Raw genomic sequence first — 16,696 nt, 5'->3', positions numbered from 1 at the left:
TGCCTTAGCAGCTTAACAATATTTAATTTTGTCTAACTTTTGTGTTGCACTTTAGATTTTTGGATGGCCTATTAGTATATCTAAATAGTTGTATATAACCAAAGTTGAAAAAGAACCAAAATGGAATCAGAGGTCGTTTTTGATAATGAGATTATTTTTTGTTAACGTCTTTTTCGTGAACAAATTCATTAGTAGCGACACGATAGTGTTTTTCTTCCTTGTTACCAAGGTAGGCGATACGATCGTATTTCCAGCCAGTGTTAGCAGCTAGACCACGATTGCCGATTTTTGTAGTATCTGATTCTACCAGATTAGTTATTTCGACATTCTTAGTATTGACGACGCCATTTTCTTTTTCATAACGGTAAATTTCAGAAGCTTTTACCCATTCGTTAGTGGCCACACGATAATACTTAGTGCCATCGATCGTGATTGTTTTGTCAGAGATCCAATCGGTATGTTTAGCAAGGGCGCGGTTAGAAACGTCGGAGATCTTGCCGTCAGTTATTTTATATAAGAGAACGTCTTTTTTCAAAGTACCGACGAACCCATTGAATTTTTCTGGTTGAGGAGTTGTTGAATTACCAGAGCCATTGTTGTTGCCAGAGCCATTGTTGTTGCCAGAACCATTGTTGTTACCAGAGCCATTGTTGTTATCGGAACCATTGTTGTTGCCGGAACCATTGTTGTTATCAGAACCATTGTTGTTACCGGAACCATTGTTATTACCAGAATCGTTGTTGTTATTAGATCCATTGCCGTCATCTATTTTGGTATAAACAACTTCCTCTTTGGTAGTGATAGAACCATCGTCGTTTACATGTGCTTGAACCGTCTGTTTGTCGACTTTGTAGCCATCTACGTGTGGGACGGCAACTGTGATAGTTTCACCTTTTTTACCAGTAACGTTTTTAACTATTTGTGGTCCGATATTAGATGAGATTTTTACATCGTTGGTTACTGTTTGGTCGGGTTTATCGTTGGAAGTGTAATACATCTTGATAGATGAATGCATGCTGGCAAAATATGGATAGATGAGATTTTCATCTGCAGGGTCAGCGTCAGAGTCTCGAATAAAGAAACTGAGCGATTTATTCCAGAAACCGTCAACTCGGGGATCTTCACCTCTTTTATCGAAAATCTTTTTGTGTAGCAGACTACCTGATTGTGAGGCAGTTCCAAATTGAGGGAAGTAATCTCTTGAAGAAGCGTAGACCGTTTTATTTCTATCGAGGGTAGTTTTTTTGCCGTCAGGTAATTTAATTTCCTCTTGTTCGCCGATAATGTCGAAAACTTGGCCGTTGAGTTCTTTACTATCGAAAAGTTCGCCATCTAAAAATACTTCTAATTTCATATTATATGGTTCAACTTTTTCTAAATAGACCGTGTATTCGGCGTTTTCTTTACCGATAGAATTCCGATCAAAATTAACTTCGATGGGTGATTCGCCAAAACCAGAATCAAAGCCATTTAAAGGTTCCCATTGAGCAAGCTGGTCAAAGTCAATATCCCAGGCGTCAAAATGCCCAACTGGTAATGGAACTGAATCGTCTTCTTCATTAAGTTCACTTAGAAGGGCTACTTCAAAGGAGCCATCATTGTGTGCCAAAGTTTCATAGGCATCTTCGTGATTGTATTTATAAATTTCTTTACCGGTGTCTTTAAAAACGTAGTGAACTAATGAGTCACCAGATTCTAGAATGAGTTTAAGATGATCGCCTTGATCCAAACTAAGATCTTTTGTTTCGTCAAAAGTTAATGTGATATTTTCTTCTGAATTTTTGTAATTAAGTTTACCACCCCAGTTAGAATGGGTTTTTAAAGTAGGGGAGGCGATAGTGATTTTTTGATTGGCCTTTATTTCAGCAATATCCTTAGCGTCTAGATTTAAATAAATATCGTCTAAGTTTTGTTTGCCATCAACTGTTTTGGCAGGAATGACGATGGTTGTCTTTTCATCAAGGTCATTTAAATCAAATTTTTCATTGAGTTGGATTTTTTTGTCACGAGCCTCTTGATCGTTGGTCGTTGCCTGATTTTCTTTAGAAACAGTTGGCTTAACTTCAGTTTTAAGAGTTGCAGCTTGGGCAACAGTGGAAGTAATGACAGGAGTGAAAAAACCTCCCAATATGATAGTTGATAGTAAGATATTTTTAGCTTTCATATAATTGAACTCCTTGCAGATTGTGTTCGGGATTCTTCAAGCCATTGCTTGTAAGTGGTTTCAGTATAGCAATAAAAAAGCCAGTTTCAGGCACAAATATCATGATATATCAACAAACAATGTCACTTAAAAAGAAGTTTAATATTCGATATTTTTCAATTAACGCTTTTCTCTAAACAAACTTTAATTTATCAGTAATGTTAGTTATGGTTATTAGAAATAATTTTCATTAAATTAAACCGACGGCCATAATATGAATTTTTTAGTAGGTCAATCAAGGATATCTTTAAACAATTATTTTAATTGGTTGGATTTATAAAGATGAAATATTGAATGTTATTAAAATATTTGGTGTTAACAAAAAAGTAACGCCCAATCTAAAAAAATGATTAGGTATTTTAGTTTATTCAAAATAGTAATTAATTAGCATAATTGGAAATCTTAATACCTAGTTCTTTATTTTTGGCAACATCAATTACTTCGACACGGGTTGATTTAAAATATCGATTCTTACCGATTTTCCACCAAGTTTTATCATTGATTTTGACGGCTTTAGCTTTCCAGTGAACGATACCTTTTTTGTTATTGATCTTGACGGTTTTGCCAGTAGCAATCATTTTTTTGTTACGCTTTTTATAAAACTTGTATTTATTGGAGTTACTTTTTTCTGAAGCTGAAACGACGATTGTCTCTGTAGCGGTATCTTTAGCAAATGTTGTGTTGGTTGTACCAACTGAAATGAGCGTTAATCCTAAAAGGGTAGCCAGAATAAATTTTTTCATACTTTCTCTTCTCAATTTGATATAAGTTAAATACAAAGTAGAAAATGACAGTAATGATAAAAGTTATATCACCTTCAGTCGGATGTCTTCATAGGTACGTATCCGGGTAAATACTATCAGCTAAAGTGAAATTAGACAATTAGTACAGGTTAAAATAATAAAGAGCTTGAATTCTTTGTCTTACACTAATAATATTAAAGATAATTTAATATTATTCTATGGAGAAATCAAGGGATATCCATGAAAAAGTACATTGATCGTCGTAATTTTGGCTTTGCCGTCTTATTCAGTATCATAGTTGGTTTGGAGATGCCTTTTAATACGATTACATATTCATACATTTTTTATTTGATCAGTCAGAAGTCAATTAAATTGATTGTGCCAGCCATTAGTCTAATTTTGTTAGGGTATCTTGTATTTAGTGTTTTGAAGTATGTCAAAAATGTGGTTGTTAATCGAAGTGTCTATGAGATCAACTCAAAATTGAAACAAACATTTTTGTTGAGCAAGATGATGACAGTCACTGCCGATGAAAATGATTTTGAATCTAAGAATTTGTCATTTTTTCTCAACGATTTAAAACTTTTGGAGAACAATTATTGGCGTCAGATCTTCACAATGCTGGATTCTGCCGTTATGGCACTTGGTACGTTAACATACGCCTTATACAGCAACGTTTACATCACATTGATCTTTTTAGCTTTTATGATTATTCCCACTATGGCACCACGTTTCTTTAGTAAATCCATTCAGACAAGAACTCAGACTTGGTCAAAAACCAATAAAACTTTGTCAGGGACGGTCAAAAATTTGTTGCATGGGTCATTATTATTGAGGAGATATCACGCTAGTTTGGGATTCAAAAAGCAACTGCAAGTTTCGATCAACGGAATGGAAGATGCCAACGCTAAGATGAACAATCAGATATCGTTATCCAATAGTGTGATCAGCTTTCTCTTTGATATCTGTTCATATTTACCGATTGGAATTGGAATTTACTTCACGATCAGCGGTACGATCAGTTTGGCACAGTTCGTTGCGATTCAATATTCTTCTGCCTGGATCCTCAACGGTTTCAATTCGTTGATTACCGGTTGGAACACACTCGGCAGTACTAAAGAGATTCGCCAAAAGATCATTGATTTGCCAGCGATAAGTGAGAAAACAAATCCTCAGGCGGAAAAAGTCAATTCACTTGTGGCTCAAGATGTCAGTTTTAGTTAAGGAGAGAAATCGATTTTCAAAAACGTTTCCTTTGAAATCACTCCAGGCCAAAAAATATTGATCCGTGGCAAGTCTGGGGTTGGTAAATCGACGCTTTTTCGAATGATTTTAGGAGAGTTAAAACCAAACACGGGCATGATGTTATTGAATAAAAATAGTTATGACCATCAAATTGCTTATAGTGTCTTCGGTATTGTTGGTCAAACGCCAATCATCTTTGAAACTTCGATCAAATTGAACATTACTTTAGGAGACGAAAAGGCCAGTGATGAAGCGGTGATCAAGTCCTTAAAGCAGGCGGGCTTAACTGAATATGCCAATGCTGAATCATTGAAATTAGTCATCAATGAAAATGGGCATAATCTTTCTGGCGGCCAGTTGAAGCGTTTGGAAATCGCTCGGGCACTGTATTTTGACCGACAAATTCTTTTAATTGATGAGGGAACTGCCTCACTTGATCCAGTGACGGCACAAGCAATTCATCAGTCGATTTTACAAAATCCTGATTTGACAGTGATTGAGATCGACCATCATATTCCTGATGCGTTGTTGAAACAATATGATATGGTTTGGAAATTGACAGGTGATGGTTTGATTGGGTCAAAAAATTAAATAACTAAAAAAAGAAACACGAAGAATTTTCAGTCGATGATCTTTTTATGTAAATTAATTAAACTGAATGTAAGGAACAATTTAGTTGAGATAACTACGTAAATTGAAATCAAATTTCGCGAATTAATAATTAAATGGATTAACAATCATGAAGTGTTTATTACTTGTCCTTAACGATAAGTCAGTTCTTCATCCGTATATGGTGGATACTTTCTAGCAGGAGCAAAGGCATCATCGGGAACGGTATATTTTAACTGTCGGAGAGTTTCGATTGCAAATTCACGAAAGAATTGACCACTAGCAGTTACAATTCCGTTATCAGTAACGACTGGTTTTCGAACCAAGTTTTGTTTAGGAATAAATGGATTCTGCTCATAAGCCTCTTCGAATAACCCAGTCATAAATTTAGTGTCATCAAGCAAACCAGCTTTTGCTAATAGAATCGGTGAACTAGATATTGAGGCAATTAGTGGACGCTTTTTTTGACAATATAATTTTTTTAAAAAATCAATATTTTGAGGAATAGCCAAGGGAATATGATAATCATCGATTCCAGGAAGAATAAGCAACTGATAATCAAGTGGATCTACCTGTGAAAGTAATTTATCTGGTTTGATTTTAAAGTGATCTTCACTTTCACTCAAATTTGAATCTGCAGCTACTGTCGTCATTTGCCAATTATCTTTTGTAAAGGCTAAAGTCTCCGTTAATAAAGCGATTTCGTAATAACAAAAACCTGGATATAACATGACTAAAAAACGATGCATAATAACACTCTCTGACTTAAAATAAAATATTTAAGCAAATTGTAGTCTTGTCTAACGGTGAGGACAATAAATATTTGATTGTTCAGGGATAGGATGTAAAAGAGATATTTTTTCTGAGGTTAAATAAATAGGCCATGAACTCGATTTTTAAGTTCATGACCTATTATTTAAATTTAAAGTACATTTCTTAATTTTTTTTAATTATATTATTTATTTTTCTTCAAAGCAGGTTTCCAAACACCATAGATAACGCCAGATATCACCGCACCGATAACAACAGCGAGTAAGTAAAGCAATGGTTTATTAGCAAGTGGTGTAACGAAGATACCACCGTGAGGAGCAGGAACATTAACGCTCCAGAGTTGTGTCAAACCACCACCGATAGCAGAACCGATCACACTTGAAACGATAACGTGCAATGGATCTCCGGCGGCAAATGGGATAGCACCTTCAGTGATGAATGATAGACCTAAGATATAGTTTGAAAGACCAGCTTGTCTTTCTTGTTCAGTAAACTTATCTTTCCAGAATGTTGTAGCAATAGCAATTGCTAGAGGTGGAATCATACCACCGACCATAACAGCAGCCATCAAAGCACCATCTTGTGTAGCTGTAAAAGTACCAATAGCGAATGTGTAAGCAGCCTTGTTGAAAGGACCACCCATATCGATTGACATCATACCACCAAGTAAAGTACCTAAGATAACGGCATTACCAGTACCCATTGATTCTAGGAAGTGAGTAATAGCAGCATTAACAACGGCAAAGACTGGATCGACGCTGAAGTACATGACAGCACCAGTCAAAAGTAAACCAAGAACAGGGTAAATCAAGATAGTTTTAAGACCATCCAAAGTGTGTGGCAATTTCTTGAGCCATTTCTTCAAGAAGACGATGACCCATCCAGCGATGAAACCAGCAAGTAGACCACCGATAAATCCGGCTGGACTCTTAGAACTAACCACTGAAGCAGTAGCTTGTGAAGCCATGTAACCACCAACAAAACCAGGTAATAGGGCAGGTCTGTCACCAATTGAAACGGCGATGTAAGCAGCTAGAACAGGGATCAAGAAACTGAAGGCATAATTACCAACGTTGTTGAAGAACAAGAACCATTGTGAGTGAGCACCCACGGAGTTTTCTAATAGGAAGGAAATGGCCATCAAGATACCACCACCGACAACGAATGGAAGCATATTTGAAATACCATTCATTAAATCAGCATAGATTTTTGACCAAAGTGACTTCTTTTCGCCAGCATCAGAATCTTCTTCAACGGCACCACCTTCGGCATGGAAGACGGGAGCTTTTTGTTCAACGGCTAAGTTGATCAATTCTTCAGCTTTGTTGATACCATCACTAACGGGACGGTTAACTAAGTGTTTGCCATCGAAACGAGGCATGTCGACTTTCTTATCAGCGGCAATGATGACACCATCAGCACGTTTGATTTCATTAGCAGTCAACTTGTGCTTAACACCTTCGGAACCGTTAGTTTCGACTTTGATGTCGATACCCATCTTTTCAGCTTGTTCCTTCAAAGCAGCCTCAGCCATGTAGGTGTGGGCAATACCGGTAGGACAAGCAGTAACAGCAACGACGTAAGGTTTCTTTTCAGAATCGTCAGCTTTTTCAGCTGCAGCTTCTTTGGCCTTTTGTTTTTCTTCGTCGGCTTTGTCTTTAGCTTCTTTTTCTTGCATAGCCTTGTCGAATAATTCTTGAACTTCATCAGCTGTCTTAGCAGCCTTCAAGTTCTTAACAAGTTCAGGATTAATAAGTAGTGATGATAAAGCGGCTAAGGCTTGTAAGTGAAGATTGTCAGCCCCGTCGGGAGCAGCAATCATGAAGAATAGGTAAGCAGGTTGACCGTCGAGTGATTGATAATCGATACCCTTAGCACTCTTAGCAAAGAGCACTGTGGCACGTTTAACAGCTTTGTCACGAGCGTGTGGCATGGCAATTCCGTCACCGATACCAGTACTTGTTTGAGCTTCACGTTTTAAAATGTCAGCTTTGTATAGTTCTTTGTCGTCAATGACACCGACTTGATAGTACTTATCAACCATTTCTTCAATGGCATCCTCTTTAGTAGTAGCTTTCAAGTCCATGATCATGGCGTCTTTTAATAGTAGTTGTTTAAGGTCCATGTTAAAGGTCCCCCCTCAAATTATTAAAGTTCCGTGATAGAAATATTTTTATAAACTTCGTCGATCTTTGCTTTAACAGCGATATCTTGACTGAAGGCAGTAGCAGATCCACAGGCAGCACCGATATGGAAACTTTCGATTGGATCTTTAATTTCCATGAAAGTACCGGCAAAACCAGCGATCATTGAATCACCAGCACCAACTGAGTTGATGACCGTACCCTTAGGAGCGTTGGCTTTGTAAGCTTTGTCCTTAGTAACGAGTAGGGCACCGTCGCCAGCCATTGAGACTAAGACGTGTTTAGCACCTTTGTCCAAAAGCTTTCTGGCGTGGTCGATAATATCTTGTTCGTTTTTGAAAGTAACGTGGAACAAGTCAGCTAACTCGTGGTGGTTTGGTTTAACGACTAGTGGGTGAAGTGGCAAAGTATCGAGCAATGCTTGACCAGTAGTGTCGATCACGAACTCAGCACCTTGCTTTTGAATCGTCTTAGCAATATCTAAATAAAATGTTTGGTCTAGATTTTTGCAAAGGCTTCCAGCCATGATAACGATATCGCCGTCACCGATATTTTTGAGACCATCCATGAAGCTTTGACGTTCATCAGCACTGATAGCGGGGCCAACGCCGTTGATCTCAGTTTCCTCATTTTGTTCAACAGCATTGATCTTAACATTGATACGCGTATCTTCCTTGACTGTTGTAAAGGCTGTTTTTAAATCGTGTTGGGCAAGAAGTTCTTTGAACATTGAACCTGTGGCACCACCGACAAATCCTAAAGCGGTCGAGTCGAGGTTTAGTTCCTTTAAAATTCTTGAAACGTTGATACCTTTACCACCGGGAAGTTTTACATCGCTAGAAGTGCGATTGACCTCGCCGGTATTTAATTCATCCAATTGCAAAACATAATCAATTGAAGGGTTGACTGTAATTGTATAAATCAACTAAATTGCCTCCGTTATTTTGGTATATTTACTTAAAATGCTTGATTCTTTCTCAGATAGTCGATCAGTTATTAATGGGACTTCATCCAAAGTAGCAAAACGACTAAAACTGACTTGCGAAAACTTTGAACTATCAGATAAGACATAAGCTTGATTCGATTGAGCGATTGCTAGACGTTTGATGGCAGCTTCTTCGGAATCAGGTGTTGTGTAGCCGGCCTCGATCGAAAAGCCATTGGTACCTAGAAATGCTCTATCAAAGTGGTAATTTTCCAAAGTTTGGATGATGTTTGAACCAACCAAAGCTTTAGTAGATGACTTTAGCTTCCCCCCAGGAAGAAAGGTGTTCACGTTGTAGTCGGCCAACATCGAAGCGTTATCGACACCATTGGTAATGACTAACAGATCCGTATGTTCTATTAAATAAGGAATCATAAATTGAATAGTAGTTCCTGAGTCCAAAAAGATAACTTCGTGGTTTTGAACTAGGTTTGCGGCTGTTTGACCGATCATCTTCTTCTCATTGATGTGAACAGCAGCCTTTTGGGAAAGAGCCGGTTCTTCATGCAACGAGATAACGTTTTGAGCACCACCGTGAATTCTCAATAACTTATGACAATTTTCTAAGTCTTGTAAATCACGACGCAAGGTTGATTCGGAAGCACCAGTTAATGGAATTAAGTCATGGAGTTTGACAATATTGTGTATTTTTAATTGCTCTAAAATAATTTGTTGTCTTTCTTCAGTAAGCACTTACATCACCTCACAAGCAATATAATACATCCAATTTTGGTCAAAATCAATCATAAAAACTCAAAATCTTTCAAAAAACGTCAAAGAATAATTTTCTTCTAATAAATTACTGGACAATATATATGAGTTCAAAGTATTATGAAGTCTGTTTTTGTGCTAAAATTTAGAAATGATAATTATAGTTTAGAAAGGGGGATTTTAATGTTTGTAGATAACGTTAAAATCACCGTTAGATCCGGAAAGGGTGGCGACGGCGCAGTAGCCTTCCGTCACGAAAAATATGTTCCACTTGGTGGACCTTCCGGCGGTGATGGTGGTCGTGGAGGCGACATCATCTTAAAGGCTAATGAAGGTATGAATACTTTAATGGACTTTAGATACAAGAGAATTTTTAAAGCTGAGGCCGGTCAAAATGGTCAAATCAAAGGGATGTACGGTCACAAAGCCAATCCTGTTTATATCAAAGTGCCAACTGGTACTTCAGTATATGATGAAGATACTGGTCATTTGATTGGTGACTTAGTTAACAACGGTCAAGAATTAGTAGTTGCTAAGGGTGGTCAAGGTGGTCGTGGAAACATTCACTTTGCCAACTCAAAGAACCAAGCTCCTGAAGTGGCTGAAAATGGTGAACCTTCTATTGAAAGACACATCAAGCTTGAATTGAAGTTGATTGCTGACGTTGGTCTTGTTGGATTCCCATCTGTGGGTAAATCTACCTTATTGTCAGTTGCAACTTCGGCACGTCCTAAGATTGCGGCATATCACTTTACAACTTTGTCACCTAATTTAGGTATGGTTCGTTTAGATGATGGCCGTGACTTTGTTATTGCCGATTTACCTGGTTTGATCGAAGGAGCTTCCAACGGGGTTGGCTTGGGAATTCAATTCTTGCGCCACGTTGAAAGAACCCGAGTTATTTTGCACTTGGTCGACATGGATCCTAATAACGGTCGAGATCCTTATGAAGATTACCAAGCAATTCGTCAAGAATTGGGTAATTATGATGAGAATATCTTGAGTCGTCCAGAGATCATCGTGCCAACTAAGCTTGATATTGAAGGATCAGAGGAACGCTTGGCTGAATTCAAGGAAAAGTTACCAGCTGATGTTGATATTTTCCCAATTTCAAGTGTTACACACGCTGGTGTCAAGACTTTGATGAATCATACCAGTGAAGTATTGTCTAAGGCAGAACCAATTCACTTCGACGTTCAATCTGAAGAAACTAAAGAATACAACTACAAACCAGAAGAAAAAGCCTTCACGATCGAAAAAGATCCTGAATACGAACACAGCTTTATCGTTCATGGTTCCAAGGTTGAAATGCTTCTTCAAAGAACTAATTTGGATCACCAAGATGGTATTATGCGTTTTGCAAGACAACTAAAGTCGATGGGTATTGAAGATGCATTGATCGATGCAGGTGCTGAGTCTGGGGATTCAGTGACAATTCTCGATTTCACTTTTGAATTTATTTAGGAGCATGTAAGGATAATGAATAAATCACCGAAAAGAAGATTTATTACTGGATTTGATGGACTACGTACTTTAGGGGTTATAGGTGTTATTATGTATCACTTGAATCCCAATGTTTTTTCCGGCGGATATTTAGGGGTACCAATTTTCTTCCTAATATCGGGATACTTAATCACAGACCATTTCTTTAATACTGTGGATTATGGTGGTTCGTTCTCGTTAAGTAATTTTTATATCAGAAGAATTAAGCGATTATACCCAGGGATGCTGTTTGTACTCTTGGCATCAGGGGCATATATCGTGTTGTTTTTAAAGGGTTTGTTGTATCATTTGGACCAAATTTTCGTAACTAATGTTTTGAACGTCTATAACTGGTGGCAAATATTCAATGGCCAATCTTATTTTGAAAGGTTTGCCAATAATGAATCGCCATTTACTCACTTGTGGACGTTATCAATTGAAGGCCAATTTTATATTATTTGGCCCATTCTTTTGATTCTTTTTGCCAAGTTCAATGTTAAAAAGAGCCGTATCTTCGGTTTTTCAATGGTCGTATCGATCATTTCAGCTATTTGGATGGCTATCTTGTTCAAGCCGGGTGTTGATCCTAGTCGGATCTATTACGGTACTGATACTAGATTGTTCTCAATTCTTTTGGGTTGTGGACTAGCTTTGATCTGGCCAGCTGAAAAATTAAAGAGTGGACTCAAGAATAACGATAAGTTGAAACTGAATTTAGTAGGTTTGTTGTCATTTGCGTTGATGCTTTTGATGATCTTTACTATCAAAGATTCAGATCCATTCTTGTATCGTGGCGGAATGTTCATCTTCTCAGTTACGACATGTATTTTTATCGCGGTCGTAGCTCATCCAGATTCATTCTGGAATGGCATTTTGTCCAATCGAGTATTTCACTATGTAGGGACTAGAAGTTACGGTCTCTACCTTTACCAATTCCCAGTGATGATCTTTTTTGAATCAAGATTCAAGAACGTAGCTGATCACCCGATCCTTTATCCCGTGATCGAAGTTATTTTGATCGTCTTAGTCACTGAATTTTCATTTAGATTCGTGGAACAACCATTGGCTCATGCTAAATGGAGCGATGTTAAGAACTTCTTCAAGTCATCCAGTGCTGTTTCTCGTGTCTTAGCATTAGTCATTGCAGTGATCTGTCTAACTGGTTCCTACGGTGTTGTTAAGGCTGTTAGTGCACCAAAGCCTAATGTCAACCACAGTCAACTAGCTAACAAGATCACGAAGAACGAAAAAGCTAACAAGGCTAAGAAACAAAAAGCAATCGAGAATTTGAAGAAATCCAAGTCCCAAAAGAACGCTACTGGTAAAATGACTGGAGCTGACTATGCCCGTTATAAGAAGGCGGCTAAGTCACACCCAATCAATACTGAATTTGAAAAGTACGGTCTTTCACAGATCGACTTGCAACGTCTAAAGGATGTACCTTTGACAGCGGTCGGAGATTCAGTTATGGCTGATGGTTCGGATAACTTCTTGAAGTTGTTCGATGATAAGAAAGTTATTATTGATGCGGCAGTCAGTCGTCAGATGGGTGCCAGTGTTGATCTCTTACAAAACTACAAGGATCAAGGCGTTCTAGCACCAAATGTAATGATTGGTCTAGGTACTAACGGACCATTCAACATGCAACAAGTTGGTCAGATCATGACACTTGTCGGTCCTAAACGTCACGTTTACTGGATCAACGTACATGTGCCAACGAGACCATGGGAAAAGACAGTTAATGGTGTCTTGGATGAAGCAACGAAGAAGTATAAGAACTTGACAGTGATCGATTGGAATGCTTATTCTCAAGGTCACACTGATTGGTTCTATGATGATGATGTACATCCAAATCCAGATGGATCAATGTACTATACTTCATTTGTCGCCAAAGAAATTTTGAAATCATTAGACAAAAAATAGAATAGGACTTTTTTATGGAATTAGAATTTTTAGGAACAGGTGCCGGAGTTCCATCGAAGGGTCGTAACGTTTCGAGTACCGCATTGAAGATGCTGGACGAACGAAATGAAGTATGGCTCTTTGACGTCGGCGAAGCTACACAGCATCAAATTTTAAGAACAGCTATCAAACCAAGAAAGATCACGAAGATATTCATTACTCATTTGCATGGGGACCATATCTTTGGATTACCGGGGTTGTTAGCTAGTCGTGCTAATCAAGGTGGCGACTCGCCACTAGAGATCTACGGTCCAGTTGGAATCAAAGAATACGTTGAAACGTCTTTGAAGGTTACTGGCAGCAAGTTAGGCTACAAGATCAAATATATCGAGCTAAAAAATGATGGGGAAATTTTTAATGACAAGACATTCAGTGTCTTTGCTGGAAAATTGAAGCATCGAGTAACTTGTTTTGGCTATCGAGTAGTTGAGAAGCCTCGAGTTGGTGAACTTTTAGTCGATAAATTAAAGGAATATAATATTCCTAATGGGCCGATTTTTGGTCAATTAAAAGCTGGCCAGACGGTAACTTTGGAAGATGGCACGGTATTGAACGGTAAGGACTTCATCGGTCCTGACAAACCAAGCAAGATCGTAACTATCATCTCGGATACTCGTTATACGCCAGAGATCGACAAACTTTCAGAAAATGCGGACGTTATCGTTCACGAATCGACGTTCTCAAATGATGAAAAGAAGTTGGCCTATAATTACTTCCACTCCACAGCAACGCAAGCAGCTGAAGTGGCGAAGAGATGTCATGCTAAAGGCTTGATCTTGACGCATATCTCGGCTAGATACACTGGTCGTGGAGCATTGATCTTACAAAAAGAAGCTCGAAAAGTTTTTAAGAATACCAAAGTAGCAAGCGATTTTGACTTGTACGAGGTACCCTTTAAATAGAAAAGAGGACGAAAATGACTAATTTATTGAATCAGACAGTTATCGTAACGGGTGCATCTTCAGGAATTGGTAAAGATGTAGCCATCAATGCTGCTAAGTGTGGCGCAAATTTGATTTTGGTAGCTCGTAATGAAGAGAAATTGCTTCAAGTCAAAAATGAATGTATTCGTGTTGGGGCTGAATCGGCTCGTCATGAGTATTTGATTATTGATATGAGTGACCCTGATCAAATTGCTGAAGGCGTAAAAAAAGCTCATGAGATCAACGATGATATTGATGTTTTAGTCAATGCGGCCGGATTTGGCGACTTTTCAAACTATTTGGAAACTGACTTCGACAAGATCGAAAAGATGTTTCGAGTCAATGTCTTAGGCTTGATGCTGATGACACGTTTGGTAGCTGAGAAGATGATCGACAACGGTCGAGGACACATTTTCAATGTTGGTTCAATGGCTGGCAAGATCACTACGCCAAAATCAGCTGCCTATGCAGCAACCAAAGCGGCTGTGATCGCATTTTCAGACGGTCTCAGACTCGAATTGAAGCCTTTTGGTGTCTACGTAACGACTATCAATCCAGGCCCTGTGAAGACGAATTTCTTTACGGTTGCGGATCACAGTGGCAATTATCTCGATTCTGTTAAGAATTTGGCTTTGGACCCCGACAAATTAGCCTGGGAGATCGTCAATACTTTTGGTAAGAACAAACGTGAGATCAATCGTCCACGTTACATGGAATTGGCAGCAATACTTTATAAGTTAGCACCAACTCTGGGGGATTATTTTGCTTCAACACTAGGCAATCGTAAGTAGGGGAGGATTCATATGAACGGTAAACAGTCAAGATTCGTTATTGGATTGATCATTGCATTGGTTGTGGTGATCTTTGCGGTGCTAAATGTCAATCCGGTTACTGTTAGTTTTGGATTCACGCGTGTTAAGTTGCCATTGATTATTTTGATAATTGTGACATTATTGTTAGGGGCAGTCATTACGATGCTCTTGGCTAGCACTGGAAAGAAAAAGCCTGACACGTTAAATCGTCATGCTAAAAAACAAATTTCCAATGTCAAAGTCTCCAATGACAACCAAATCGCCGATGCATTAAAGGAAAATAATGCAAAAAGGCAAACAAAATAGTAAATTTGCTTGCCCAAACGTTTTTATGATAGTATTATATTAAACGTTAGATTTGATTAAGTTAATATAAATAAAGGAGTTTTTAAATATGGCAGTTCCAAAGAGAAAATCATCAAAACAAAGAAAGCGTCAAAGACGCGCACACATTAAATTAGCTACACCTAGCATGCAATTCGACGTTGCTACTGGTGAATATCGTTTGAGTCACCACGTATCACCATCAGGTATGTACAAGGGTGAAAAAGTTATCGACGATAGCAAAGAAGCTTAATGAAAAAGTCAAGTTTATCTTGGCTTTTTTTTAATATTTGAACTAGATGGGGAAACAACTATGAAGAAACTAAAATACTTGGTATTGATGGTTATTCCACTATTCTTTTTAGTACTAACGGGATGTTCCAAGATGAGCTTGTCCACGACCAAGAAAGAATATCAAGCCGATGGGCTAGTTGCGGTCGTCAAAGGTAAAGCTGCTAACTATAAGAAATTGACTTATACAGTCAATGGCAAGACTAGCAATGTAGCTATCGATGAAGGACATTTCAGTATTTCTGTACCGGTTTCCACAAAAGACCAAAACGTTCGTATCAAGGCTGAAAATGGCGATAAAGTAGAGACGAAGTTGGTAAAGGTTAAAAAAGCTAAGGCTTTACAAAGTTATTTAACTTTTGCTCAAGCCTATAACTATACTTTGTTGTCAATGGGCCAACCAACGGATCAATTGAAATTGATTGCTAAGGATGGAATGTTTACTCACAAGAAGGCTGATAAAACGGAGTGGTATTACAACGTGCAAGACAACCAACTTATGGGTATCGCAACTAAGTTTTCTTATAAGGATCTGAAATCAAAGCAGGGACAAAAGAACTTCGCGACCGACTTGATGATCACTTCTAAATTACTTGGTGCTGATGGTAAAAAAGTTCTAAAGGATTTCGGTAAGCAGACTAAAAATGCTAGCAAGAATTCAACGAAGACATCTATGAGCCAAATTACTTCAAATGGTATAAACTACAATATCAATTTGACGACTAACGAGTTTTATTTGTACATTACGAAATATTAGGAGCAGGCAAAGTAGAGCCTGATCTTTGAGCAATAAAAGATCCCAGTGATAACCATTAAAGATGGTCGATCACTGGGACTTTTTTGATTTGATGTTTCTGTTTACTGGTAGTTGGATATTTCAATCAAGTTTTGATCCGGATCACGTAAATAGATTGAAATAATTTTTCCTAAGGCACCGTGTTTTTCTATGGGTCCTTGTTCAATCACTTCAGTTAGAGGCGTCTTAGTTACTAGACAGAGATCAGCTGAACCAGGGGTTGGGTAAAGAGCTTTTGGTTCGTATTCGTGGCCCTTTTGGTGTAAATTGATCTTCTGTTGGCCGAATGACAAGGCCTTTCGCGTGTCGTCAAAAGTAATCACTTTCATTCCTAGGACTTCTGAGTAGAATCGACAGGTTGTCGGAATATCTTTAACGTTTAAAACTAAATGATCTAATTTTTCTATTTTCATAATGATTTTTCCCCATAAAAAAAACGCTTAAATTAATTAAGCGTTCTTTTCAGTCTTTGTATCTTTGACCGAGCTATCTAGAATCAATGGAATTACGCTGAAAATAACAGCGAATACTATACTAATGATAATAGAATAGGTTGAGTTAAACTTTTGTTGGTTCAAAGCACCACCGATAAATCCGGCAACTTGTCCCAGCATGATAGACCAGAAAATTACAGCAATATATCTCATTTCTTCCATCTCACTTTCTCAAGTAGTTTAGCACAAAAGGGGATTTTA

17 protein-coding genes are annotated in these 16,696 nt (G+C 38.0%); 9 read left to right on the top strand and 8 right to left on the bottom strand.

Annotated features, from left to right (window positions below; translation table 11 throughout):
* Nucleotides 1-151: 151 nt before the first annotated feature.
* Nucleotides 152-2,164, bottom strand: coding sequence for an SLAP domain-containing protein (locus FD29_RS11525; RefSeq protein ID WP_057887170.1), 2,013 nt, complete (start codon nt 2,162-2,164; stop codon nt 152-154).
* 419 nt (nt 2,165-2,583) lie between these two features.
* Nucleotides 2,584-2,946 carry a hypothetical protein gene (locus tag FD29_RS01275; RefSeq protein ID WP_057887169.1) on the bottom strand — a complete coding sequence of 121 codons (363 nt, stop codon included), beginning with the start codon at nt 2,944-2,946 and terminating at the stop codon, nt 2,584-2,586.
* 240 nt (nt 2,947-3,186) lie between these two features.
* Here FD29_RS01275 and FD29_RS01270 point away from each other — a divergent pair, with 240 nt between their 5' ends.
* Entirely contained in the window at nt 3,187-4,170 is a 984-nt protein-coding gene (locus tag FD29_RS01270) for an ABC transporter transmembrane domain-containing protein (RefSeq protein WP_057887168.1), read from the top strand.
* A gap of 12 nt (nt 4,171-4,182) precedes the next feature.
* A complete protein-coding gene (locus FD29_RS01265) occupies nt 4,183-4,782 on the top strand; it encodes an ATP-binding cassette domain-containing protein (RefSeq protein ID WP_083477724.1) in 600 nt (199 codons plus the stop codon).
* A 170-nt stretch (nt 4,783-4,952) separates the two neighbouring features.
* Here the strand turns inward: FD29_RS01265 and FD29_RS01260 are convergent, their stop codons facing one another.
* From FD29_RS01260 to FD29_RS01245, 4 genes are all read right to left on the bottom strand, one after another.
* Nucleotides 4,953-5,549 carry a DJ-1/PfpI family protein gene (locus tag FD29_RS01260; RefSeq protein ID WP_057887166.1) on the bottom strand — a complete coding sequence of 199 codons (597 nt, stop codon included), beginning with the start codon at nt 5,547-5,549 and terminating at the stop codon, nt 4,953-4,955.
* Between the two features lie 206 nt (nt 5,550-5,755).
* Nucleotides 5,756-7,696: a PTS fructose transporter subunit IIABC gene (locus tag FD29_RS01255; protein WP_057887165.1), complete on the bottom strand. Its 1,941-nt coding sequence runs from the start codon at nt 7,694-7,696 to the stop codon at nt 5,756-5,758.
* A gap of 23 nt (nt 7,697-7,719) precedes the next feature.
* Nucleotides 7,720-8,640, bottom strand: coding sequence for a 1-phosphofructokinase (gene pfkB / locus FD29_RS01250; protein ID WP_057887164.1), 921 nt, complete (start codon nt 8,638-8,640; stop codon nt 7,720-7,722).
* A complete protein-coding gene (locus FD29_RS01245; protein ID WP_057887163.1) occupies nt 8,641-9,393 on the bottom strand; it encodes a DeoR/GlpR family DNA-binding transcription regulator in 753 nt (250 codons plus the stop codon). It abuts the gene before it with no gap.
* Nucleotides 9,394-9,588: 195 nt separating this feature from the next.
* On the opposite strand from FD29_RS01245, the gene obgE reads away from it, so the two are divergent.
* The 7 genes from obgE to FD29_RS01210 all read left to right on the top strand — a co-directional run bounded on the left by obgE (nt 9,589) and on the right by FD29_RS01210 (nt 15,962).
* The gene (obgE, locus tag FD29_RS01240) at nt 9,589-10,875 is read left to right on the top strand and encodes a GTPase ObgE (protein ID WP_186810601.1); all 1,287 of its coding nucleotides are present in this window, start codon (nt 9,589-9,591) and stop codon (nt 10,873-10,875) included.
* Nucleotides 10,876-10,890: 15 nt separating this feature from the next.
* The gene (locus FD29_RS01235) at nt 10,891-12,816 is read left to right on the top strand and encodes an acyltransferase family protein (RefSeq protein WP_057887161.1); all 1,926 of its coding nucleotides are present in this window, start codon (nt 10,891-10,893) and stop codon (nt 12,814-12,816) included.
* Nucleotides 12,817-12,830: 14 nt separating this feature from the next.
* Nucleotides 12,831-13,757, top strand: a complete 927-nt coding sequence (rnz, locus tag FD29_RS01230; RefSeq protein WP_057887160.1) for a ribonuclease Z — start codon at nt 12,831-12,833, stop codon at nt 13,755-13,757.
* A gap of 14 nt (nt 13,758-13,771) precedes the next feature.
* Nucleotides 13,772-14,569: an SDR family NAD(P)-dependent oxidoreductase gene (locus FD29_RS01225; RefSeq protein WP_057887159.1), complete on the top strand. Its 798-nt coding sequence runs from the start codon at nt 13,772-13,774 to the stop codon at nt 14,567-14,569.
* Between the two features lie 12 nt (nt 14,570-14,581).
* Nucleotides 14,582-14,896 carry a lipopolysaccharide assembly protein LapA domain-containing protein gene (locus FD29_RS01220; protein ID WP_057887158.1) on the top strand — a complete coding sequence of 105 codons (315 nt, stop codon included), beginning with the start codon at nt 14,582-14,584 and terminating at the stop codon, nt 14,894-14,896.
* A gap of 88 nt (nt 14,897-14,984) precedes the next feature.
* Nucleotides 14,985-15,167: a 50S ribosomal protein L32 gene (gene rpmF, locus FD29_RS01215; RefSeq protein WP_057887157.1), complete on the top strand. Its 183-nt coding sequence runs from the start codon at nt 14,985-14,987 to the stop codon at nt 15,165-15,167.
* A 60-nt stretch (nt 15,168-15,227) separates the two neighbouring features.
* Nucleotides 15,228-15,962 (top strand): hypothetical protein, encoded by a 735-nt coding sequence (locus FD29_RS01210; protein ID WP_057887156.1) that lies wholly within the window; start codon nt 15,228-15,230, stop codon nt 15,960-15,962.
* 101 nt (nt 15,963-16,063) lie between these two features.
* Here the strand turns inward: FD29_RS01210 and FD29_RS01205 are convergent, their stop codons facing one another.
* Together FD29_RS01205 and FD29_RS01200 are read right to left on the bottom strand one after the other, a co-directional pair.
* On the bottom strand, nt 16,064-16,414 hold the full coding sequence (locus tag FD29_RS01205) for a VOC family protein (protein ID WP_057887155.1): 351 nt from the start codon (nt 16,412-16,414) through the stop codon (nt 16,064-16,066).
* 36 nt (nt 16,415-16,450) lie between these two features.
* Complete coding sequence (locus FD29_RS01200; protein WP_235804241.1) at nt 16,451-16,657, bottom strand: YjzD family protein; 207 nt, start codon at nt 16,655-16,657, stop codon at nt 16,451-16,453.
* Nucleotides 16,658-16,696: the final 39 nt, after the last annotated feature.

The organism is Companilactobacillus mindensis DSM 14500 (genome assembly GCF_001434275.1).
GTDB classification, from domain to species: domain Bacteria; phylum Bacillota; class Bacilli; order Lactobacillales; family Lactobacillaceae; genus Companilactobacillus; species Companilactobacillus mindensis.
The sequence above is the reverse complement of the archived record's forward strand: the minus strand, read 5'-3'. Positions and strand labels throughout refer to the sequence as shown.

What these genes read in the sequence shown, in the direction of transcription:
- FD29_RS01200 (WP_235804241.1), bottom strand. Translation starts at nt 16,657, where the DNA reads ATGGAAGAAATGAGATATATTGCTGTAATTTTCTGGTCTATCATGCTG.
- FD29_RS01225 (WP_057887159.1), top strand. Translation starts at nt 13,772, where the DNA reads ATGACTAATTTATTGAATCAGACAGTTATCGTAACGGGTGCATCTTCA.
- FD29_RS01210 (WP_057887156.1), top strand. Translation starts at nt 15,228, where the DNA reads ATGAAGAAACTAAAATACTTGGTATTGATGGTTATTCCACTATTCTTT.
- FD29_RS11525 (WP_057887170.1), bottom strand. Translation starts at nt 2,164, where the DNA reads ATGAAAGCTAAAAATATCTTACTATCAACTATCATATTGGGAGGTTTT.
- FD29_RS01275 (WP_057887169.1), bottom strand. Translation starts at nt 2,946, where the DNA reads ATGAAAAAATTTATTCTGGCTACCCTTTTAGGATTAACGCTCATTTCA.
- FD29_RS01220 (WP_057887158.1), top strand. Translation starts at nt 14,582, where the DNA reads ATGAACGGTAAACAGTCAAGATTCGTTATTGGATTGATCATTGCATTG.
- FD29_RS01255 (WP_057887165.1), bottom strand. Translation starts at nt 7,696, where the DNA reads ATGGACCTTAAACAACTACTATTAAAAGACGCCATGATCATGGACTTG.
- FD29_RS01270 (WP_057887168.1), top strand. Translation starts at nt 3,187, where the DNA reads ATGAAAAAGTACATTGATCGTCGTAATTTTGGCTTTGCCGTCTTATTC.
- FD29_RS01205 (WP_057887155.1), bottom strand. Translation starts at nt 16,414, where the DNA reads ATGAAAATAGAAAAATTAGATCATTTAGTTTTAAACGTTAAAGATATT.
- FD29_RS01260 (WP_057887166.1), bottom strand. Translation starts at nt 5,549, where the DNA reads ATGCATCGTTTTTTAGTCATGTTATATCCAGGTTTTTGTTATTACGAA.
- FD29_RS01235 (WP_057887161.1), top strand. Translation starts at nt 10,891, where the DNA reads ATGAATAAATCACCGAAAAGAAGATTTATTACTGGATTTGATGGACTA.
- rnz (WP_057887160.1), top strand. Translation starts at nt 12,831, where the DNA reads ATGGAATTAGAATTTTTAGGAACAGGTGCCGGAGTTCCATCGAAGGGT.
- rpmF (WP_057887157.1), top strand. Translation starts at nt 14,985, where the DNA reads ATGGCAGTTCCAAAGAGAAAATCATCAAAACAAAGAAAGCGTCAAAGA.